The following is a 21,470-nucleotide window of genomic DNA, read 5'->3' as shown; positions in this document are numbered from 1 at the left end:
AAACCGCTGCTTCGGGTACCCCTCCGCCATGAGCGACGACCGTCCGACCCTGCTCGCCCTGCGCGCGCTGAAGCTCGGCGACCTGCTCGTCGCGGTGCCTGCGCTGAAGGCGCTGCGCCGGCGATTCCCCGGTCACCGCCTGGTCTACGCCGCCCCCGGCTGGCTGGAACCGATCGTGAGGCTGGTCGGCGACGACTCCCCCGCGATCGACGAGCTGCTGCCGACGCCGGGCCTCGACGAGCCCCTGCCCTGGGCGGGCGGACCGGTCGACGTCGCGGTCAACCTGCACGGGCGCGGCCCCGAGAGCACGGGCGTGCTGGAGCGGCTCTCGCCCCGGCTGCGGCTCGGGCACGCCGCCCCCGGATGGCTCGGCCCCGAGTGGCGCGACGGCGGGCTCGAGCGGGAGCGCTGGGCGCGCGTGGCGACCTTCCCCGATGCGCCCGCGGACGCCGACGACGTGGGGATCATGCGGCCGGAGCATCCGTCGCCCATGCCCGGCGCGGCCGTGGTGCACGTCGGCGCGTTCTACGCCGCCCGGCACTGGCCCGAGGAGCGCTTCGCCGCCGTGCTGCGCGAGCTGGCCCGGCGCGGCCTGCCGGTCGTCGTCACGGGCGGGCCCGCCGACGGCGACCGGGCGCGGGAGGTCGCGCGGCAGGCCGGCGTCCGCGCGCGGGTGTTCGCCGGGGAGGCGAGCCTGCCGCTCGACCACGTGGCCGCGCTCATCGCCGGGGCGCGGCTGCTGGTCAGCGTCGACACCGGCGTCGCGCACCTGGCGTCGGCGTTCGGCACCCCGTCGGTGGTGATCTTCGGCCCCGCACCGCCCGAGGAGTGGGGGCCGCCGCCCGGCCCGCACGTGGTGCTCACCGACGCGAGCCTGCGCCGCGGCGACATCTTCGCCGCCGACGCCGACCCGGCCCTGCTCGCGGTCACGGCCGCAGACGTGATCGGCGCCGCCGACCGGCTGCTCGCGCAGGACCGGACGGCGGCGCCGCCAGTGTGAGGTGGGTTTACTTGTGGGCGGCCTCGTACGCCTCCATCACCGAGTCGGCGACCCGGCCCTGCTTGGAGACCTCGATGCCGTTGGCCTGCGCCCACTCGCGCACGACCCCGTAGCCGGCGCTCCACCGCGAGGTGGAACGCGACGAGGTCCGGCGGGTGCGCGCGGCGGGCGCGCTCTGACGCCCGGTCTGCCGGGCGACGTCGATGAAGGGCTTGAGCGCCTCGTTGAACTTCTTGACGTTCTTCTCGCTGAGGTCGATCTCGTAGGACGAGCCGCCGATCGAGAACCGGATGGTCTCGCCTTCGCCCGCGGGGATCTCCTCCCCGGTCAGATCATCGACCAGCTGCTCGACGACTTTGCGCATATCGCATGTGCTCCGTTTCGCTGATAATGCGGTGTACCGCGGGGCATATGCCCGACGCGTTACCCGACAGTACCGGTAAAAGCGCGTCTTCCATACTTCGACCGCGGTAATCGGGTGCATTCAACGACAACCGCGAGATAACGGATACTTTTCAGCCCGGGTAGCTTCACCTCCCCGGCCTGCACGCCCGCCGTCGCAGGGTACTGTGGAACGCAACTGGAGAGCTTGCGGGAAGGGGGACCACGACGGCCTCCCTCACGCAGCACCTGCGCCGTTTCCGCGACTTCGTCGTGGCCTCCGACCCCGGCCTGAACCGCCTGAAGTCGGGCCTCGCCGCGGCCGGGAACGTCGCGGCGACGATGGGCGTCGAATACGCCGTCGCGACGCTGATCGGCGCCGGCTCGCAGGGTACCGTCGTGTTCCTGCTGCTCGGCAGCGTGGTGGCGATGATGGGCACGAACGCCCTCGTCGACCACCGGGTGGCCGAGAACGCGCGCACCGCCGCCTGGTTCCCCGTCGCCGTCGGCGTCGGGCTTACCGCCGGAACGATGCTCTCGCCCTACCATCTGATCGCCTTGGCCGGATTCGTCGTGGTGATGTTCCTGGCGGTATGGGTGCGGCGCTTCGGGCTGCCCTACTTCTTCTACGGCTTCCTGCTCTGGATGGGGTACTTCTTCGCCGATTTCCTCGGCGTCACCGCCGCCGCGCTGCCCGGCATGCTGCTCGCCGTCGTCGTCGCCACCGCGGTCGTGCTGCTGCTGTGCTGCACGGTGTTCCGCCCGCACCCGAGGCGCACCCTCGCCCGCGTCTTCCGCAGCATGCAGGCCCGCACCCGGGCGCTGGCCCGCGCGCTGGCCGAACTCGCCCGCGCCGAGCCCGGCTCCTCGGCGCAGCGCCGCGCCTCGCAGGACGTCTTCGACGCCCGCGCCCGCGTCAACGACGCATCGCTGATGAGCGACGGCTGGGCCGCACACGCCCGCGCCCTGCCCGAGGGGTGGACGGCCTCGGCGCTGCGGTCGCGGCTGCTCGAGCTGCAGCTGGGCCTGGACCGGCTCACGATCGGCACCCGGGAGCTGGCCGCGGCCGGGCCCGAGGCATCCGTGCGCGCCCGCGCCGCCGCCGTGCTCGAGGCGTTCGCTGACGGCAACCGCGAGCGCGCCCGCACCCTGGCGGAAGCTCTCGCCGAGGAGACCGGCGAGGCACCCCGGCGCGTGCGCGAGGCGGTCACCAACCTGGAGCGCGGCATCCGGGTGCTGACCTCGGTGCCGAACCGGCCGGTGCTGGCCAAGACGATGCAGGAGAACGAGGCCGAGTTCGTGCCGGCCGCCGAGCTGGTGCTCGGGCAGCTGCCGGGCACGCCGAGCGTCGCCTCCGACGTCGACCCGCGCGGCGGCGTCTGGAACCCGCTGCGGCGGCTGCGGTTCAGCACGCGCCAGGCGGTGCAGGTCGCCGTGGCGGGCGCGCTGTCGATCGTCGTCGGCAGCCTGATCAACGGGCAGCGCTACTACTGGGCGGTGATCGCGGCGTTCGTGTCGTTCGCGGGCACCGGCACCAGGTTCGACACGACCCGCAAGTCGGTGCTGCGCGTCGTCGGCACCCTGGCCGGGCTCGTCGCGGGCGTCGTGACCGGCCACTGGACCAGCGGCCACACCCTCGCCGCGCTCGCGGTGATCGTCGCGTGCATGTTCTGCGGCAACTACCTGATGCGCGTCTCGTACGGGTACTTCATCTTCTTCCTGACGATCATGCTCAGCGAGCTGTACGCGATCCTCGGCCAGTTCTCCGACCAGCTGCTCCTGCTGCGGCTCGCCGAGACCGCCGCGGGCGCCGCCGTCGGCATCGGCGTCGCGCTCGTCGTGACCCCGGTGAGCACCCGCGACGCGATCGACCAGACCCTGCGCGCCACGGTCGACGCGGTCGCCGACGTGCTCGACGCCGTGCGCCGCCGCATCGCCGACCCCGACGAGCAGCGGGCCGCCGAGCTCGACGCCGTGGTCGTGGCCGCCGACAACCAGCTGCGCCGGCTCGTGCTCGTGGCCGGGCCCCTCACGCACTACCAGTTCTGGGAGAACCGGCCCCGCGCCATCCGTCGCCAGCTCACGGTCGCGGCGAGCGCGGTGGCCGGCGCGCGCAACCTCGCCGTGCTCGCCCGTGAGCAAACCGAGCCCGACCCCGAGCTCGCCGCCGAGCTCGGCAAGGTGTCCGCCTACGCGCACCAGCTCGCCTCCCGCACCGAGCCGCTGCCGGTCGGCGCGGCGCGCACCGAGCCCGCCGCGGACGTGATCGACACACGCGCCCTGCCCGTCGCGGTCGGGCGTGCCGGCGAGGCGTACCGCGCCCTCGCGCGCCTGCAGGCGCTGCTCGAAGAACTGCTGTGATCGGATGCGCGCACGCGCGGCGCCACCCGCGGAGAAGTCGTCACGCACCGTTCACGTGACCTCCTTTCGTGGGGCAGGAGCGGCCGCTAGCGTCCAGAGGAGGCCTCGCACCGCAGCGGGGCCGCGCCACGCACACCATCACCCCGGAGGAACGGCTCATGCCCTCTGCCCGTGCCCGACGCGCACTCGTCGGCGCCCTGTCGCTCTCCACCGCCGCGCTGGTCTGCCAGCTCGCCGCGGCCCCCGCCTTCGCCGACCCGGCCGGTGACGATGTCGTCATCGACGAGGTGTACGGCGGCGGCGGCAACAGCGGCGCGACCTACACCAACGACTTCATCGAGCTGTACAACCCGACCGACCAGGCCCTCTCACTCGCGGGCTGGTCGGTGCAGTACCGCTCCGCGAGCGGCACCTCGGCGCAGGTGACGGCGCTCTCCGGCAGCATCCCGGCGCACGGCCACTACCTCGTCGAGGAGGCCGCGGGCTCCGGCGGCACCACGGCGCTGCCCACCCCCGACGCGACCGGCGGCATCGCGATGAGCGCCTCCTCGGGCGTCGTCATCCTCTCCTCCGGCACGAGCTCCATCAGCACCCAGGGTGACCTGGCCGGCGCATCCGGCGTCGTCGACGCGGTCGGTTACGGCAGCGCCACGAGCTACGAGACCGAGGCCGCGCCCGCCTTGAGCAACACGACCTCCGACAGCCGGGCATCCGGCGCCGACAGCGACGACAACGCGGCCGACTTCACCGCCGGCGCGCCGGACCCGCAGAACACGGGCTCGGCGGGCGGCGGCGACGCGGGCGGCGGCGACAGCGGCGACGAGGTCAGCATCGCCCAGATCCAGGGCACCGACACCGACACCTCTCCCTACGCAGGAGAAACGGTCACCACCGAGGGCGTCGTGACCGCCGTCTACGCCACCGGCGGGTTCAACGGCTTCTACCTGGAGACCGGCGGCGCCGGCGGCACCGCGGCCGACGACACCACCCCGGGCGCCTCCGACGCCGTGTTCGTCTACGGCTCGCAGTCGGCCGCGCAGGTCGAGGCCGGCGAGAGCGTGCGGGTGACCGGCGAGGTCTCCGAGTACCAGGGCGAGACCGAGATCTCGAAGCCGACCGTCACCGAGCTCGCCGCCGCGCTGCCCGCGGTCGTGCCCGACACGCTGCCGTGGAGCGACCTCGACACCGACGCCGAGAAGGAGGCGCACGAGGGCGAGCTCGTCTCCCCGCAGGGCGACTTCACGGTGAGCGACAACTACGACGCGAACTGGTACGGCTCGTTCACGCTGGCCGCCGGCGACACCCCGCTGCGCCAGCCGACGGATGCCGCGGACGCCGGTTCCGCCGAAGCGCAGGCGGTCGCCGCCGACAACGCGGCGCGCACCATCACCCTCGACGACGGCTCGAGCGCCAACTACAGCTCGTCCGCCAACGAGAACACCCCGCTGCCCTGGCTCACCGCGAGCAACGCGGTCAGCATCGGCGCGAGAGTCACCTTCCACGAGCCGGTCATCCTCGACTACCGCTTCTCGCTGTGGAACTTCCAGCCCACCCACCAGGTCACCGACGACGGCTCCGACGTGGCGACGTTCAGCGACCGGCGGGCGGCCAACGAGCAGCCGGAGGACGTCGGCGGAAGCATCCGTCTGGCCACCTTCAACGTGGAGAACTACTTCCCGATGACGGGCGAGGAGTACGAGGAGGAGGGCCTCGGCACCTGCTCGTACTACACCGACCGGGCCGGAAACCCCATCGCCGTCAACACCTGCACCGGCACCGACGGCTCGGCCGGGCCGCGCGGCGCCGCCGACGACGCGAGCTTCGCCCGCCAGCAGGAGAAGATCGTCACCGGCATCACCCGCCTCGACGCGAGCATCGTCTCGCTGGAGGAGGTCGAGAACTCGGCCAAGTTCGGCGAGGACCGCGACGCGGCCCTGGCCGGGCTCGTCGACGCGCTGAACCGGGCGGCCGGGTCGCAGGTGTGGGCGTACGTGCCCTCGCCGGACGCCTCGCAGCTGCCGCCGCTCTCCGGGCAGGACGTCATCCGCACCGCGTTCATCTACAAGCCGGCGGATGTCTCGCCCGTCGGCGCCTCGAAGGTGCTCGCCGACCAGTCCGGTGCCGGGCAGCCGTTCTCGATCGCGCGCGAGCCGCTCGCGCAGGGGTTCAAGAAGGCCGGCGCGCTCGACTCCGACGCGTTCCTCGTCGTCGCCAACCACCTGAAGTCGAAGGGCGCCGACAGCGACCCGCTCTACGACGGCGACACCGAGGACACCTCCTCGCCCGCCAGCGACCAGGGCGCGTTCAACGAGACCCGCGTGCACGAGGTCAAGGCCGTGAACGACTTCGCCACGGCCACCGCGAAGGAGCTCGGCACCGATCGCATCTTCCTCGTCGGCGACTTCAACGCGTACACGCAGGAGGACCCGATGCAGACGCTCTACGCCGACGGATACACCGACCTCGGCAGCACCTACGACCCGAGCGAGCAGACGTACTCCTACGACGGGCTCGAGGGCTCGCTCGACCACGTACTCGCGAACGCCGCCGCGCTGAAGCTCGTCACCGGCGCCGACGTGTGGCAGATCAACGCGCAGGAGGCGATCGCATACGCGTACAGCCGGTACAACTACAACGCGACGCTGCTGTTCGACGGCAGCGACCCGTTCGCGGCATCCGATCACGACCCGGTCGTCGTCGGCCTGAACGCGCCCGTCGCCGCGACCTGGGACGCGAAGACCGTGTACACGGAGGGCGACTACGTGTACTACGACGGGTCGACCTGGCTCGCCTCGTGGTACACGAAGAACCAGAAGCCGGGCGACGTGAACGGGCCATGGCAGCAGATCGAGACGACCGTCGACGGCACCGCCGTGTGGACGCCGTCGCGCATCTTCGAGGAGGGCGACGTGGTCTCCTACGACGGCGAGCTGTACACCGCGAAGTGGTGGACCCGGAACCAGGTTCCCGGCGCTAAGAACGGGCCCTGGCAGCTGAACGGGTAGCGTCGCCGCACCCCCACGGGTCGCCTCGGAACCGCCCCGGGCGGCCCGTGTTGCACTTCGCGCCGATAAGGTGTCGGATCGGGGATTTTGCCGAAGAGCGCGCGGCGTGCGAACATCGTGCTGCAGGGCACGTCGGGCGGTTCCTCCGTCGCGGACCAAAGGGCTCGCAGTCTCTTTCCTATAGGAGGACCGTGGGCACCCTTGTGTACGCCGGCGAGGCGCGCTTCCCCATCGACGACCGCGTGCTGGCGCATCTCAAGGTGGCGATCGCCGCCAAGCTGCGCCGGGGCGAGGTGTTCCTGCTGAACTGGACGATCCCGCCGCAGGACGGCTCGGGCCGCATGAGCATCTGGCTCGCCCCCGCCATCCCCCTCGAGTTCCACTTCTCCGGTGCCCGCGCGCCCGAGCTGAACCGCCGCTGGCTCGAGGCGCTCGAGCGCTCCTCGCACGGCGTGCGCGGCATGGTGCTGATGAGCGAGGACGAGGCCGAGGAGTACCTGCGCGCCGCCGGCGGCCCCTCGGCGCCGTGAGCGGGCGGCGGGGCTGACCCCGCCGGGGCGAGGCGGCTGAGAACCCAGCCCCTGGTCGCGGCGGGTTTCGTCAGAAGCACTGCGGGGAACCGCTTCTCCTGTAACACCCGCGGCCGCCCCGAGGGGGCGGCCTTGTCGCGTATGGAGAGCCTGACATGTCACACCCAGCCCGCACCGCGCTGGCAGCGCTGGCCACCGCCACCACGGCGGCCCTGCTGCTCGCCGGATGCTCCACCTCCTCCTCCGGCTCAGGCAGCGCCGCCTTCACGAGCCACCCGAGCGGCACCGTCAAAGCGTGGGGATTCAACAACACCGACGACGTCGGCAAGGCGCGCCTCGCCTACGCGAAGAAGGCGTTGGACGGGGTCACCGTCGACCTCGACCAGACCGGATTCGACGCGCAGAAGTTCGTCACCCGCGTCGCCAGCGGCAACGTGCCCGACGTCGTGCAGATGGATGCACAGCTGGTCGCCACCTACGCCGCGAAGGGCCTGATCACCCCGCTCGACGCGTGCTACAAGGCGCACGGCGTCGACCCCGACTCGACGTTCTACACCTCCGTGCGCGACGACGTCAGCTACGACGGCAAGATCTGGGCGGTGCCGCAGTTCTTCCAGCCGCCCGCCATCCTGCTGAACATGCGCGTACTGAAGAAGGCGGGCGTCTCGGCCGACCAGATCGACACCTCGAAGCCCGATCAGCTCGTCGCGGCGGCGACGAAGATGTACCGCGCCTCGGGCGGCACGCCCACCACGCTCGGATTCGACCCGGTCGCCTCGGGCCAGCCGGGCCTCTGGCTGCTGGCATACGGCGGCCAGATCATCGATGAGAACGGCAAGCCGACCCTCGACGACCCCGGCAACGTGAAGGGGCTCGAGGTGCTCAAGCGCCTCTACGACGCCCAGGGCGGCTATGCCAAGGCGAAGAGCTTCAGCGACACCTTCGACACCTTCGGCAAGGACAACCAGTTCGTGAAGGACCAGGTCGGCGCGCAGGTGGACAACCAGTGGTACCTCAACGTGCTCACCCCGTACGTGAAGCAGGTGGACCTCGGCGCCGTGCCGTTCCGCGCCGCCGACGGAAAGCCCATCACGGTCGCGAGCGGCACCGCCTTCGTCATCCCCGCGCAGGCGAAGAACAAGGACGCCGCGTGCGCGTGGGCGCTCAGCCTCGACGACGAGAAGGCGTGGGATGCCGCCGAGCAGGCCCGCCTCAAGACCCTCGCGGCCACCCCTGGGTCGATCAACACCGGCCTGTTCACCGGGCTGCCGAAGGTGGATCAGAAGATCCACTCCAGCTACGTGAAATCGAGCGGCAACGCCGGGTTCGACCAGGCCATCTCGACCTACTACGACATCGTCGGCTCCGGCCGCTCGATCGGCACCTCCCCCGCCGGCCAGCAGATCCAGACCGAGTTGCAGAACGCGCTGCAGAGCGCCCTGCTGGGGACGAAGACGCCGAAGGCGGCGCTCGCGGCGGCGCAGAAGAGTGCCATGCAGGCGTACGAGCAGGTGACGAAGGACAACGGGAAATGAGCCTGCGCATGACTCTGCGCCGGCGCGAGGCGCTGGCCGGCTACGCGTTCATCAGCCCGTGGATCATCGGCTTCCTCGTCTTCACGGCCGGGTCGATGATCTACTCGCTCGTCGTCTCGTTCAGCCGCTACGACCTGCTCACCGGCTCGATCTCCCCCGCCGGCGCCGAGAACTACGCCGAGCTGCTGCAGGACCCGAAGGTCGCGCAATCCCTCGGCAACACCCTGTACTACGCCGTGCTCGCGGTGCCGCTCGAGATCATCGTCGCGCTCGCGCTCGCGCTGGTGCTGAGCAGGGCGGGCCGCGCGGCCGGCTTCTTCCGCACCGTGTTCTACCTGCCCAAGATGACGCCCGCGGTGGCGACCGCCTCCGTGTTCCTCATCCTGCTGAACGGCAACTCGGGGGCGATCAACCGCTTCCTGCGCCTGTTCGGCATCGAGGGCCCGCAGTGGCTGGTGGACCCGCACTGGGTGGTGCCGTCGATCGTGATCATGACGCTGTGGGGGGTCAGCGGCACCATGGTCATCTTCCTCGCGGCGCTGAACACGGTTCCGCGGGAGCTGCATGAGGCGGCATCCGTCGACGGCGCCGGCCCCGTGCGCCGCTTCTTCTCGATCACGGTGCCGATGATCTCGGGCGCGATCTTCTTCAACGTCGTCGTGCTCACGATCGCCGCGTTCCAGGTGTTCGACCAGGCGTACCTGCTGTTCTGGCGCGACCAGACGAACGCGTCGCCGAGCTCGTCGCTGTTCTACGCCGTGTACCTGTTCCAGCAGGCGTTCCGGCAGTTCGACTTCGGCTTCGCCTCGGCGATGGCGTGGCTGCTGTTCGCGATCGTGCTCGTGATCACGCTGATCCAGGTGAAGTTGAGCAACCGCTTCGTCTACTACGAGGCGGAGGCGCGGTCGTGACCGCGACCTCGGGCTCGGCGAGCGCGACCGCGTTCGTGCGCGAGGCGGCCGAGACGCCCGCGACGGATGCCTCGGCGGCGCGCCTGCCCGGCCGCAGCCGCACCTCCTCCCGCCTCGGCCGGATCGTGGTGTGGGTGGCCCTCGGCCTGTGCAGCTGCGCGTTCCTGTACCCGCTCGTGTGGCTGATCTCGGCGAGCTTCAAGCCGCGGGAGGAGGTCTTCGACAACGCGCTCATCCCGCACACCTTCAGCCCGCAGAACTTCGTCGAGGTGTGGCAGCAGCTGCCGTTGTTGTCGTGGGTGTTCACGAGCCTCGCCATCGCCGTGCTCGCGGCGGGCCTCGCCGCCGTCTCGAGCTCGGTCGTGGCGTTCGGCTTCGCGTTCTTCCGCTTCCCCGGCCGCGGCCTGCTGTTCGGCCTGGTGCTCGGCACCATGATGCTTCCCACCGCGGTGACGATGGTGCCGCAGTACCTGATCTGGCACGGGCTCGGGCTCGTGGGCACCTGGGTGCCGCTGTTCGGGGCGAACCTGTTCGGTTCGGCGTTCTACATCTTCCTGCAGCGGCAGTTCTACCTCGGCCTGCCCAGGGAGCTGTTCGATGCCGCCCGCATCGACGGCCTGGGCGCGTGGGGGCTGTTCCGGCGCATCGCGATGCCGCTGTCGATCCCGTCGTTCGTGATCGTGTTCCTGTTCGAGTTCCAGGCCAGCTGGAACAACCTGCAGGGCGCGCTGATCTACCTGAACGGCGGCAGCCCGTCGTCGTTCACGGTGCCGCTCGGCATCTCGTACGCGATGACGGCGTTCAGCCCGACCAACGGCGGCCACGGCGACTACCAGTTCGTGATGGTGGCGAGCCTGCTCGTCACGCTGCCGATGCTGATCCTGTTCGCGTTCGGGCAGCGCTTCTTCGTGGAGGGCGTGGCGACGCAGGCGCGCAAGGGCTGAGACGGCGACGGCCCCGTCGCCGGCGAAACCGGTGCGGGCTCCGCTCCGGCGCCCGCACCGACAGGGTCACGGATGCCTCAGCGGCTCTTCCTCGTCTCCCTGGCGTTCGCCTTCTGGATCGCGTCGACCAGCTCGTCCTTGCTCATCGAGCTGCGGCCGCGGATGTCGAGTTTCTTCGCGACCTCCATCAGGTGCGACTTCGGCGCCTCGGCGTCCACCCCGCCGGCCGTCGGCCGGCCGCGGCGCTTGGCCCCGGCATCCGATGGCCCCTTGCGACCCTTCTCCTCCCAGTGGTCGCCGACCTTCTCGTATTCGTGCTTGAGGGCCGCGTACGCGGTCTGCTGGGCGCGGCGGCCGGGGCCGTAGCTGTCGAGCGCGGAGTCGTGCGCCTTCACCCAGATCTCCTGGGCGTGCTTCGGCGAGCGCTGCAGCGTGCTGGGCAGATCCTTCGCTCCGGGCATGATGTGACTCCTTTCCGGGCTTACACCAGGATCCGTTCCCCGATCGGCGGCGCGTCAAGCGCGCTGATGGCCAGGCGGTGCAGCTCGACCCGCTCCACCACCGAGCCGGCGGCGAAGGCGGTGGCCTGCACGACGATTCCGCTCTTCACGTCGATGCGGAAGCGGAACGCCTCGCCGCCGTGGCGCATGCCGAACGGGGCCGGCCCGTCGTGGGGCTCGCGCCAGCGCGCCGTGAACGAGCGCACCAGCCGGCGCCGCACCCGAGCCTCGGCGATCGGCTCGAGCACGAATCGGGCGAGCGCCTCCTCGGGCAGCAGCAGGTCGAGCACCTTGCGCACCGCGCGCTCGGCGTCGGCCTCGGCCGCGGCATCCGTGCCGGCGTCGTCGGCAGTGCCGGCGACCGTCAGCCGCCCGTCCTCGAGGCCGGCGAAGCTCCACGCGCGCGGCGAGATCGGCCGCACGCCGAGGCGCAGCGGCTCGCGCGTCGCGGCGAAGCGCGCGGCCGTCATGTCGAGCCCGTCGTCGTACCAGGTGGTGCGGCGCACCTCGCCCGTCACGCTCGACCAGAACGGATGCGCCGTGCTGCGCCGCGCCTGCAGGCTGCGGCCGGCGGGGGAAGACGGGGAGGCAGACGGCACGCACGACTCCTTCACGCTACGAGAGCCCTGCGGCGGGGCGTGGGGTGCTCCGCCGCAGGGCCTCAGAGTAGCGCGTCAGCGAACGCGGATGCTGACCGTCGCGGTCTTGACCGCGTCGTTCGCCTTGGCGAGGTCGACGACGAGGTACTCGCCGTCGTCCTGCTGACCGTTCGGCAGGGTCTTGGCGTGCAGCGTGAAGGGCGCCGTCACGTCCGTGGAGACCTCGCCCGAGGCATCCGCGAGCCCGTCGATGCCGAAGTCGCTGTCGTTCGAGACGAGCAGCTTCGTGCCGCCGTCGATCAGGTCGATACCCTCGACCTTGTCGTGGCCGAAGAAGCCGCCGGTCGGGTCGAGCTTGGTGACCAGCGCGCCGAGGTCGAGGTAGAGCGACTTCTTCACCGGCGTGATGTGGTTCGCGGTCAGGATGGCCTGCCCGTCGGGGCTCTGCGACTTGTCGGTGAAGAGGTACTCGAGCGGACCGACGCCGTCAACCTCGAGGCCGTAGGTGGCGTCGTAGTGCGCGTTCTCGACGTTCGCGTCGGGGCCGATGTCGGTCGCCTTGGACAGGTCGATCTCGTAGATCTTCTTGTAGGCGCCCGGCTCCATGTTGCCGTCGCGCTCGTCGACGAGGAACTTGGTCGCGCTGACCGCGGTGATCTCGCTGACCGCGGTGCCGGTGGTCGCCGGGTCGTCGAGCACGTACGCGTACTCGTGCACGGCCTTCGTCTTCAGGTCGTAGGTGACGATGCGCGTGAACGGGATGTTCTTGCTCTTGGCCTGGTGGTCGCTGTCGATCGTGAGGGCGGACTGCATGATGCCGACGAGCGTCTTGCCGTCGGGCGTCACGGTGAGGCCCTCCATGCCCTTGTTCGGCTCACGGAACTTGAGCTCGGCCGGCAGGGTGCCGTCGTAGGGCGACAGCCGCCCGATCTCCTTGCCGGTGCTGTCGAAGTGCACGATGTAGGGGCCGTACTCGTCGGAGACCCAGAACGTGCCATCGGATGCTGCGACGAGGCCCTCGGTGTCGAGGCCGTGGTCCGACGTCGGAAGCACGTTGCCGTCCATGTCGGTGATCGTCTCGCCCGCATTCGCCTCGGGGTTCTCGAGGCCGTTGAGCGGCTTGCCGTCGGTGCCCTTGAGCCGGATGGTCTTGAGCAGCACCGCCTGGCCGTCGGAGCCGTAGGTGAACTCGCCGATGGCGGGCTCGAAGTCGGGCAGCGGCTCGACCTTGGTGCCGTTCGGGCCGTCGACGTTCGGGCCCCGGTCGGTCAAGCCGTAGAAGATCTTGTCGTTCCCGGGCTTGGTCGTCACGGCCGAGCCGTAGGCGCCGCCCGAGATGTTCACGCCCGTCACCGTGCCGAGCGGTGCGATGTCGGTGGAGTACAGCGAGACGCCGTCGGAGGTGGAGTAGGTGAACGAGTCGGTGCCGTGGAAGCCCTTGTCGGGCGTGTAGATGAAGGTGCCGTCGGACTGCCGGGTGAGCGTGCCGTGCGCGGTCTTGGTGTTGGAGACGATCTGCAGGCCCTTCGGGTCGTTGGCCTGCGGGTCGATGACGCTCGTCACTCCGCCGTTCACGGTGAACGCGTCGTTGCGGGGAGCGGTGGAGTGCGAGGTGGCCGTGTTGCGGCCGGAAGCGGCGAAAGCGGGGGCGGATGCGGCGACGCCGAGGCCGACGATCGCCACGGCCGCGAGGGTGCGGGTGATGTGCTTCATTGCGCCTCTCTTGTGGGGTAAGGGGACTCCTCGAACCCTGGCCCGACGCCGTTCACGCACGGGAACGAATCGGTGACGTGGGGGTGAACGCGGCCGCGGGGACGTGGGGGTGAACGCGGCAGCGGGGACGCGGCCGCGGGGAACGTCGGCGGTGCGTGGCACGCTGAGGCCGTGGCATCCGTTCACTCGACGCATCTCACGCGCACGCAGGCGCGGCGCATCGCGGTGCGCGCGCAGCTGCTCGACGCGTCGCCGGGCCCTGCGGGGGCGGTCGAGGTGGTCGAGCGTGGCGAGCCGGCCGACCTGGTCGGCGTGGTCGAGCACCTCACCTCGGTGCAGAACGAGCCGACGGCCGCGGTCGTGCCCGCCGCCGACCTGGTGCTGTTCGACCGGCTCGGGGCGTCGTACCGGCCGCAGCAGCTCGTCGAGGCGCTCGAGGTCGATCGCACGCTGTACGAGCTCGACGCCATGATCTACCCGACGAGCCACCTCGAGCTGCGGCTTCCCGAGATGGCGCAGTGGCCGCCGTACGAGCGGGCGCGCCGGTGGCTGGCCGACAACGAACCGTTCCGGCAGGACGTGCTGGAGCTGCTCGAGCGCGAGGGCCCGCTGCCGACCTCGGCGATCCCCGACACGTCGGTCGTGCCGTGGGAGAGCTCGGGGTGGACGGCCGGCAAGAACGTGTCGCAGCTGCTCGGCCTGCTGGCGCGCCGCGGCGAGATCGCGCTGGCCGGCCGCGACGGCGGCGAACGGCTGTGGGATGTCGCGTGGCGGGTCTACCCGACCGTGCGGTCGCCGGTGCCCGCGGAGGAGGCGCATCGGCGGCTGAGCGAACTGCGCCTGGCCGCGCTCGGCATCACCCGGCCGGGGCTGCGGGGCACGCTGCAGGAGCCGATCGGCCTCGACGCCGTGGGCGTCGCGGCGATCGTCGAGGGGGTGCGGGGCGGCTGGCGGGTCGATCCGTCGCAGCTGGCGCGGCTCGACGAGCCGTTCGAGGCGCGCACGGTGCTGCTGTCGCCGTTCGACCGGCTCGTCTTCGATCGCAAGCGGATGCTCGAGCTGTTCCAATTCGACTACGCGCTCGAGATGTACAAGCCGGCCGAGAAGCGGCGCTGGGGCTACTACGCGCTGCCGATCCTGGTGGGCGACCGGCTGGTGGGCAAGCTCGACGCCGCCAGCGATTTCGCCTCGGGAGTGTTCCGCGTGCACGCGGTGCATCTCGACGTCGCGTTGAGTGCGGACGAGCGCGCATCGATCGACGACGCGATCGATGAGTTGAGCGGATGGCTCGGCCTCGAGGTCGCGCACGGCACGGCGGAGCCGTAGGCTCGCGCCCAGCGGCGGGTTCCGCTTCGGAAGGCGGCGCGGGTTCCGCTTCGGAAGGCACGGCATGGCTCGGCTCAGCTATTCGGCGATCACCTCGCTTGACCTGTGCGTCGAAGACCGCAGCGGCGACTTCCTGTGGGCTGCTCCCGACGACGAGGTGATGGCCTTCGTCACCGAGCTCGAGCGTCCCGTCGGCATGTACCTCTACGGCCGCCGCATGTACGAGACGATGCGGTACTGGGAGGACCCCGCCCAGGATGAGGGGTTCTCGCCCTTCGAGCGCGAGTGGGCCCAGGTGTGGCGGGCAGCGGACAAAGTGGTGTTCTCCCGCACGCTCGGCGCGGTCACGACGGCTCGGACGGCTGTCGTACGCTCGTTCGACCGATCGAGTGTCCGGGCGATGAAGGAGCGCGAGGCTTCCGACCTCTCGATCGGGGGTGCGGAACTCGCGGCGCATGCGCTGCGCGCGGGTCTCGTCGATGAGGTGCGGTTGTTCCTGAATCCGGTCGTGGTCGGCGGCGGGAAGTCCGCTCTGCCCGATGGATTCGCGGCTCGCCTCGACCTGCTCGAGGAGCGCCGCTTCACCGCGGGGGTCGTCTACCTGCGGTACGCCGTGCGCGGGTGAGGTCGTTTTCCACACCCGGGCCGGGTTGTGCGGACTTACACGCGCACGACGATTCTCTGTGGATGCGCTCCAGCGCAAGATGGGGTGCTGCACATCGCAACCGAGTAGGCGCAACTACTGCGGAGCCGAGGTCTGCTTCCCGCCTCTGACGAGCATGACGCCGAACCCCGACATGAGCACAGCCGCGATCAACGTTCCAGGCCAGACGGCCTTCGCCCAGTCTTCATAGTCGAGGAGCAGCCAGAGGAACCACAGCATGGTTCCAGCCGCGGCGGTCACCGCCGCCGAGGGCCAGCGCGGTGCACCCGAGAGGACATTCCACGCAACGAGCCCGAGAAGTGCGGACACCGCACCGACGAAGCCACCGACGATCCAGAACCCGAGCATGAACACCGGGAGGTATGCCACGGAATCGGTCGCGAACGCAGCCCAAAGGAGGCTCGCGGTACCGACGGCGGCACCGAACGCCACGCCCAACCAGACGGCCCGTGCCGTCCCGAGGCGAACGGTAGCGCGCGCCGCACCTGCCCTCGCCCTCGTCATAGCTTCCAGTCTCCTCGGTGATCCTCGACCGCGCACTCGCCCTTTCGGGGTGAACATGACTGGCACGTGCGCAAGACGTCGATATGTCCTCGCGGTCTAGAGGCGGCCAAAACCAGCTTCATCACAGAGCATTTGGCCCGCGTTGCCTGGTTGTACACATCTTCGACTCTCGGGGCATCGAATGTCGGTGGGTGCTTTTAGAGTGTGTGGCATGAGTTCGATGCTCGAGGCGTTGCGGAACCTGGACGACCGGGTCGCCGCGGTGCTCGCGGATGCCGGCGAGGTGGCCGGCTTGTCCGGTCTCGAGCTGACCGCGCAGGTGCGGGCCCTGTCCGGCATCCAGGCGCGCCTGTCGGCCGCGATCGCGGTGCGCGCGGCGGAGATCGACCGCCGGTCCGCGCGCGAGCTCGGCAAGGACGGCCTCGCGCAGTCCGCGGGGTTGCGGTCGGGGGCGGAGTTGGTGCAGAAGGTCATCGGGTCCACCCGGGGCGAGGCGGCGAAACTCGTACGCGTCGGCGGCCTGTTGGAGACCGCGCAGCACGTCGCCCCCGCGGCCGCGGATGCCGCGGAGCCGCCGGCCCGGTCGCTGGAGTACCTGGCGCACCTGCCCGGCTCGCCGGAGGCGCCGGTGGCGGTCGCGGTGCGCAACGGCTGGCTGTCGGCCACCGACGGCGACGCGATCCTCACCGCCCTCGGCACCCCGCCGTCCGCCGCGCACGCCCCGGTGTGGCGGGAGGCGGTGCTGGAGCTGATCCAGGCGGCGTGGGAATCAGGGTGGCCGGCCGAGGAACTCGCCCGCACCGCCCGCCGGATCCGGGCGAGCCTGGACACCCGCACCGCCGAACGTGAGGCGCACGCCCGGTTCGAGGCGAGGTCGTTGAAACGCGCCGAACGGGCGGACGGGATGATCCGCTACGACCTGCTCCTGGACCCGGAATCCGACCAGAGATTCTGGAAACCCCTCACCCTACGACTCGGCCCGCGCACCGGGGGCCCGAGGTTCCGCGACGCGGCGGAGATCCAACGGGCGAGAGAGCTGGAGCTGGACCCGAGAACGAACGAGCAGCTGCTGGTGGACGAATTCCTCACCCTGTTCACCACCGGCGTGAACGCCTCCCCCCCCGAGGTGTTCGGCGACCACGACACCACCGTCACCCTCACCCTCACCCCCGCCGACCTGAACCGTGCCCGCACCGCGCAGGACACGCTCGCCCGGCACCACGCCGGCGACCACAGCACCTGCCCCACCCCGGGCGGCGAGGACGGGCCGGCCGGCGCATTCGGGCAGCAGGAGTGCCCGGGCCCGGAGGTGGGGGTGGCGTGGCTGGACGGGACGCCCGACCCGGTCCCGGCCACCACCGCCCTGACCGGAATCTGCGCCGGCACCTTCACCACCCTGCTGCTGGACGAGAACGGGCGAGCCCTGGACGCCGGCAAAGACCAGCGCGTGTTCACCAAGGTGCAACGCCGCGCCCTTGCCGCCAGGGACGGCGGCTGCCTCTTCCCCGGCTGCAGCAGACCCCCCGCAGGGTGCGAAGCCCACCACATCAACCCCTGGTCCGAATCCCCGCAGAACCACAAAACCGAAACCAAAGACGGCGTCCTGCTGTGCCGCTACCACCACCTCAGCCTGCACAACCACGGCGCCCGCATCACCCGACACAACACCACCTACACCCTGCACTGGCCAGGCCAGCCACCCCTGACCCTGCACCACAAATCCGGCATCCGAACCCAGCTGGAAACCCGAACACGGCAACCACAAGGCGACACCGGCTAAACCGCACGGCAGAACCCTGCCCCGCGGCCGTACCTGCTCATCGCACGCCGTGACGTCGTCCTCAGTCCGAGCCGTCGCGGCCCTTCGGTATCAGCGCCTCACCGTCGCGAATCAGCGCATCCTCGGTGCGCCGCAGCCAGGCGAGGCGACGCTCGTCGCGCAGCGGGAGCCGGATCGCGCGCGTCGCATCCGTGCCCGACTGCAGTTCACGCGCCCGCTCGAGCTCGACGTCGAAGCCGGCGCCGAACACCAGCACGAGATTCATCAACCACAGCCAGACGAGGAACGCGACCAGTCCCGCGAGCGAGCCGTACTCACGATGGAAGGCCGGAAAGTGCGTGACGTAGAAGCCGAACAGGGCGGATGCCCCCGCCATCAGCACCATCGCGCTCACACCGCCCACGCTGAGCCACTGCAGCCGAGGCTGGCGCACGTTCGGCGTGCCCCAGTAGAGCAGCACGATGATCAGCACGGCCGCGCCCGCGACGACCGGCCAGCGCACGACGTTCCACACGAGCATGCCCCCTCGCCCCAGCGACAAGGCACCCGAGGCGGGAGCGAGCAACGGGCCCGACAGCAGCACGACGAACACCACGACCGCCACCAGCACCAGCACCGCGGCCGTGATCGCGAGCTGCACGAGCCGCAGCTTCGGATACCGCCGCCCCTCCTGCGCGCGGTAGATGCGGTTCAACCCGCCGCTGAACGCCGCCACGTACCGCGACGCCGTCCACAGCGCGGCCGCCATGCCGACGACGACACCCACTCCCGCGCCGCCGCCGTGAGCGAACTGCTCGATCGGATGCCGGAACTGATCGACCGTCGACTGCGGAGCCACCTTCCCCGCGATATCGAGCGCCACATCGGCGGTCTGCTGTCCGCGCCCGATCAGGCCGAGCATCCCGAACACGCCGAGCATCCCGGGAAGCACCGACAGCACGCTGTAGAAGGTCAGCGTCGCCGCGATGTCCGTCACCCGCTCGACGAGCAGGGTGAAGACCGTGCGCCGGAGGGCGTACCGCCAGGCCGAGCGCCCGGCAGAGCGTCATGCCCTGCGCCGGCGGCGCCCGGCCGAGCGCCACGCTATCGGCGCCCGGCGCGACCCGCCCACGCCTTGCGACGCCGGCGACGGCTCTGCTAGCAGGGCGCGCCGCCCGTTGCTCACCGGTTCCCCGCTCCTTCAAACGCCCCCCATCGCGGGTGTTCCCCAGGTGGGGCACGCGGGTATCGTTCGCGATATGTCCACTGACACGAGCGAGCGAATCATCACTGGACTCACCTGCCCGATGTGCGGCGACGACCTGTTTCGCGTGGCTCCTGTGCTGCGCTGCGAGAGCTGCGACCTCGCGTACGAAGACGAGCCGACAGGCCGCTGACCGGCAGACAGGCCACTCAGCCGGCGGGCCGCTGACCGGCAGACAGGCCACTCAGCCGACAGGCCGCTGACCGGCCGCCGCTGACCCGGAGTCCTCGATCCACTGGGGGCGACGACGCCCCCGCCTCACCGCTCAGCGGAACGAGAACAGCGGAGGCACGACCACGACGACGAGCAGCGCCCACGTGCCGTACACGGGCAGGTAACCGGTCTGCCAGGCGAGCAGGCGGCGGATCGAGGCATCCCGGCCGAACGCCCGCCGCCCGAGCAGCCACGCCGACCCGGCGAGCCCGATGAGCAGCACGAGGTTCACGCCGAGGGCGACGACGCGGTTCGGCGTCGGTCCCCCGTCGCCGATGCGCCCGAGCATTGCGACCAGAGCGAAGCCGTCGAGCGCGAACGCCGCGAGCACGAGCACCAGTTGGATGCGCTCCGTCCAGCCCGGCCGATCGGTCGGCTGCTGGGCGGAGAGCACGTAGAGCACGAGCCCCGCGACCACCACGAGCAGCACGTCGACGATGATCAGCACCTCCCGGTAGGAGCGGAAGCCGCCGCTCGCGCACGCGCCGGCGAGCATCGCGAGCACCGCGATCGTGAACAGGGGCGTGAAGACCCTGCCGAGCACGGGCGCCATGTTCTCGATGACCTCCTGCTTCGCGCCGACGAGCCACACGGCGACGACCGCCGCGCCCGCCGCCCCGCACGGTGCGACCCACTCCGCGAGCACGACCTCGGGATCGGCGCCGAGCGCCGAGAACACCGCGGCGGTCAGCCCCATCAGCACCCCGCCGCCCAGCGCGAACAGGGCGAGATAGACGAGCCACTCCCCCGTGAAGCGCACGAAGTCCATGCGCCGGGCCCCCGAGCGCCAGCCGGCGCCGCAGTACAGGGCGCCGACGGTCAGCCAGAGCAGCACGGGCGCGTGTAGGCCGAACACGACGACCGTGTCGGATGCCTCGCCGAAGGGGTACCCGGCCGCGAGCGCGGCGACGAGCGCGAACACGACGGCGGCGACCAGGATCACCGCCCGGGGCGGACGGGAGCGCCAGGCCACGAACGCCGCGACGGCGGCCAGCGCGAGCACGCCGCCGTCCAGCACCGCGGGCACGAGCGGGGCGCCGACCAGGCCGGGCAGCTTGACGAGCACGGCCGCGAGCACCGCGAAGCCGAGCATGACGCCGACGCTGTCGGTGCGGCGCGGGCGCTCGAGGCCGCCGGTGACGAGCTGCTTCCACATGCGGCGCGAATGCTCGAGGGCGTACTCGCCCGCGATCTCGTCCTGCCGCCCCATCCGCTTGACCGCGATGAGCACCGCCTCGTCACGCTCGAGCCCCGCCGCGCAGAGGTCGTCGATCTGCGCCCGCAGGTGGTCCTCGAGCTCGTCGGCGTCCGCAGCGGAGATCGAGCCGCGCGAGACCAGGTACGCGCGCCACGAGGCGACGGCGGCCTCGGGGTCGAGCAGGTCCTGCCGGCTCACGCGGTCGCCCCCGCGACGCCGGCTGCACCGACGGCGCCGGCCGCACCGACGGCACCGGGCGCGCCGCTCGCCGCCGGCGCCGACAGCGCCGTGAACGCCGTGCGCAGCCCGCCGAACGCCTGGGACAGCGTCGTGACCGCGGTCGTCCACTGCCGCCGGTGCTCGGCGAGCTCCGCGCGGCCGGCATCCGTGATCTCGTAGTAGCGTCGGCGCCTGCCGGTGTCGGCCTCGCCCCAGCGTGAGACGACGAGCCCTGCGTTCTCCAGACGGTGCAGCAACGGGTAGAGCAATCCGTCGGTCCACTCGATCTCGCCCGACGAGAGCTCCCGCACCCGCGCGATGATCGCGTAGCCGTAGCTCTCGCCGTCGGCGAGGATCGCGAGCACGAGCGGCGCAGACGTCGCCGCCATCAGATCCTTCGCGAGCCGCATCCGGTCCTCCTCACGCCGATGACACCTAGCAGCATTAGGTATAGCACAGCGCGCAGGCGGGCGTAGCGTCGACATCGTGACGATCTCTCTCGGCTATCAGATCCCCAACTTTGTCCCGCGTCAAGTAGTTGGCAGGATTTCTTCTGTTTCAAAGGTGGGGGTGGTGGGGTCGGCCAGGCCGAGGTGCACCTCCAGTGGCCGGTTCCAGGCGATCGCCTCATGAGGGCGCTCGGTGTTGTACTCGACTCGGTAGTCCTCGGCCCGCTCGATGAGCGTCAAGGAGTCCGGGATCTCGTCGAGGAACAGCCGCTCGTACTTCAGCGTCCCGAACCCGCGTTCGCGTGACCCGTTCTGGCCTGGCGACTTCACCCGGGTGCGGACATGCCGAAGCTCGGGGTGACGCATGATGAACAACTCGAAGTTCAACGACCGGA

The 21,470-nt window shown here is 70.9% G+C and carries 20 protein-coding genes; 11 read left to right on the top strand and 9 right to left on the bottom strand.

All coding sequences use genetic code 11. The annotated features are described in order from the left end of the window. Positions 1–28: 28 nt before the first annotated feature. The gene (locus H563_RS0112050) at positions 29–1,000 is read left to right on the top strand and encodes a glycosyltransferase family 9 protein (RefSeq protein WP_022882861.1); all 972 of its coding nucleotides are present in this window, start codon (positions 29–31) and stop codon (positions 998–1,000) included. Positions 1,001–1,007: 7 nt separating this feature from the next. Here the strand turns inward: H563_RS0112050 and H563_RS0112045 are convergent, their stop codons facing one another. Next, positions 1,008–1,364, bottom strand: coding sequence for a histone-like nucleoid-structuring protein Lsr2 (locus tag H563_RS0112045; RefSeq protein ID WP_022882860.1), 357 nt, complete (start codon positions 1,362–1,364; stop codon positions 1,008–1,010). A 290-nt stretch (positions 1,365–1,654) separates the two neighbouring features. Between H563_RS0112045 and H563_RS16480 the strand changes: the two genes are divergently transcribed. The 6 genes from H563_RS16480 to H563_RS0112015 all read left to right on the top strand — a co-directional run bounded on the left by H563_RS16480 (position 1,655) and on the right by H563_RS0112015 (position 10,667). Continuing rightward, entirely contained in the window at positions 1,655–3,742 is a 2,088-nt protein-coding gene (locus H563_RS16480) for an FUSC family protein (protein ID WP_022882859.1), read from the top strand. 158 nt (positions 3,743–3,900) lie between these two features. Then, positions 3,901–6,747, top strand: a complete 2,847-nt coding sequence (locus tag H563_RS16475; protein WP_022882858.1) for an ExeM/NucH family extracellular endonuclease — start codon at positions 3,901–3,903, stop codon at positions 6,745–6,747. A gap of 191 nt (positions 6,748–6,938) precedes the next feature. After that, entirely contained in the window at positions 6,939–7,277 is a 339-nt protein-coding gene (locus tag H563_RS0112030; RefSeq protein WP_027479398.1) for a DUF7882 family protein, read from the top strand. A 155-nt stretch (positions 7,278–7,432) separates the two neighbouring features. Continuing rightward, positions 7,433–8,812, top strand: a complete 1,380-nt coding sequence (locus H563_RS0112025; protein ID WP_022882856.1) for an ABC transporter substrate-binding protein — start codon at positions 7,433–7,435, stop codon at positions 8,810–8,812. Positions 8,813–8,820: 8 nt separating this feature from the next. Then, positions 8,821–9,723, top strand: a complete 903-nt coding sequence (locus H563_RS0112020) for a carbohydrate ABC transporter permease (protein WP_027479397.1) — start codon at positions 8,821–8,823, stop codon at positions 9,721–9,723. Further along, on the top strand, positions 9,720–10,667 hold the full coding sequence (locus H563_RS0112015) for a carbohydrate ABC transporter permease (protein WP_022882854.1): 948 nt from the start codon (positions 9,720–9,722) through the stop codon (positions 10,665–10,667). Before H563_RS0112020 ends, H563_RS0112015 begins: the two co-directional genes overlap by 4 nt. 77 nt (positions 10,668–10,744) lie before the next feature. Here the strand turns inward: H563_RS0112015 and H563_RS0112010 are convergent, their stop codons facing one another. The 3 genes from H563_RS0112010 to H563_RS0112000 form a co-directional block, all read right to left on the bottom strand. Continuing rightward, positions 10,745–11,128, bottom strand: coding sequence for a ChaB family protein (locus H563_RS0112010; protein WP_022882853.1), 384 nt, complete (start codon positions 11,126–11,128; stop codon positions 10,745–10,747). Positions 11,129–11,148: 20 nt separating this feature from the next. Next, the gene (locus H563_RS0112005; RefSeq protein ID WP_022882852.1) at positions 11,149–11,766 is read right to left on the bottom strand and encodes a hypothetical protein; all 618 of its coding nucleotides are present in this window, start codon (positions 11,764–11,766) and stop codon (positions 11,149–11,151) included. 75 nt (positions 11,767–11,841) lie between these two features. Beyond that, positions 11,842–13,479 (bottom strand): esterase-like activity of phytase family protein, encoded by a 1,638-nt coding sequence (locus tag H563_RS0112000; RefSeq protein ID WP_022882851.1) that lies wholly within the window; start codon positions 13,477–13,479, stop codon positions 11,842–11,844. 171 nt (positions 13,480–13,650) lie between these two features. On the opposite strand from H563_RS0112000, the gene H563_RS0111995 reads away from it, so the two are divergent. Together H563_RS0111995 and H563_RS0111990 are read left to right on the top strand one after the other, a co-directional pair. After that, entirely contained in the window at positions 13,651–14,805 is a 1,155-nt protein-coding gene (locus H563_RS0111995; protein ID WP_022882850.1) for a winged helix DNA-binding domain-containing protein, read from the top strand. 64 nt (positions 14,806–14,869) lie between these two features. Next, entirely contained in the window at positions 14,870–15,430 is a 561-nt protein-coding gene (locus H563_RS0111990; RefSeq protein ID WP_022882849.1) for a dihydrofolate reductase family protein, read from the top strand. 114 nt (positions 15,431–15,544) lie between these two features. On the opposite strand, the gene H563_RS0111985 is transcribed toward H563_RS0111990, so the two are convergent. Next, positions 15,545–15,901, bottom strand: coding sequence for a hypothetical protein (locus H563_RS0111985; RefSeq protein ID WP_155865222.1), 357 nt, complete (start codon positions 15,899–15,901; stop codon positions 15,545–15,547). Positions 15,902–16,184: 283 nt separating this feature from the next. Here H563_RS0111985 and H563_RS0111980 point away from each other — a divergent pair, with 283 nt between their 5' ends. Continuing rightward, complete coding sequence (locus H563_RS0111980) at positions 16,185–17,753, top strand: HNH endonuclease signature motif containing protein (protein WP_022882847.1); 1,569 nt, start codon at positions 16,185–16,187, stop codon at positions 17,751–17,753. A 61-nt stretch (positions 17,754–17,814) separates the two neighbouring features. Here H563_RS0111980 and H563_RS16470 read toward each other — a convergent pair whose 3' ends face one another. Then, positions 17,815–18,729 (bottom strand): YihY/virulence factor BrkB family protein, encoded by a 915-nt coding sequence (locus H563_RS16470; RefSeq protein ID WP_022882846.1) that lies wholly within the window; start codon positions 18,727–18,729, stop codon positions 17,815–17,817. 262 nt (positions 18,730–18,991) lie between these two features. Here H563_RS16470 and H563_RS17990 point away from each other — a divergent pair, with 262 nt between their 5' ends. Next, positions 18,992–19,129, top strand: coding sequence for a hypothetical protein (locus H563_RS17990; RefSeq protein ID WP_155865220.1), 138 nt, complete (start codon positions 18,992–18,994; stop codon positions 19,127–19,129). A gap of 132 nt (positions 19,130–19,261) precedes the next feature. Here the strand turns inward: H563_RS17990 and H563_RS0111965 are convergent, their stop codons facing one another. The 3 genes from H563_RS0111965 to H563_RS17090 all read right to left on the bottom strand — a co-directional run. After that, a complete protein-coding gene (locus tag H563_RS0111965; RefSeq protein ID WP_022882844.1) occupies positions 19,262–20,605 on the bottom strand; it encodes a permease prefix domain 1-containing protein in 1,344 nt (447 codons plus the stop codon). Then, entirely contained in the window at positions 20,602–21,036 is a 435-nt protein-coding gene (locus tag H563_RS16465; RefSeq protein WP_022882843.1) for a PadR family transcriptional regulator, read from the bottom strand. The genes H563_RS0111965 and H563_RS16465 overlap by 4 nt, the downstream gene beginning before the upstream one ends. A 120-nt stretch (positions 21,037–21,156) precedes the next feature. After that, the coding region (locus tag H563_RS17090; RefSeq protein WP_155865219.1) for an integrase core domain-containing protein at positions 21,157–21,470 on the bottom strand (314 nt) is incomplete at its 5' end.

The sequence above is a fragment of the Gryllotalpicola ginsengisoli DSM 22003 genome, from assembly GCF_000419445.1.
Taxonomy (GTDB): domain Bacteria; phylum Actinomycetota; class Actinomycetes; order Actinomycetales; family Microbacteriaceae; genus Gryllotalpicola; species Gryllotalpicola ginsengisoli.
Note: the sequence above shows the minus strand (reverse complement) of the source record. Positions and strands in the feature narration are given on the sequence as shown.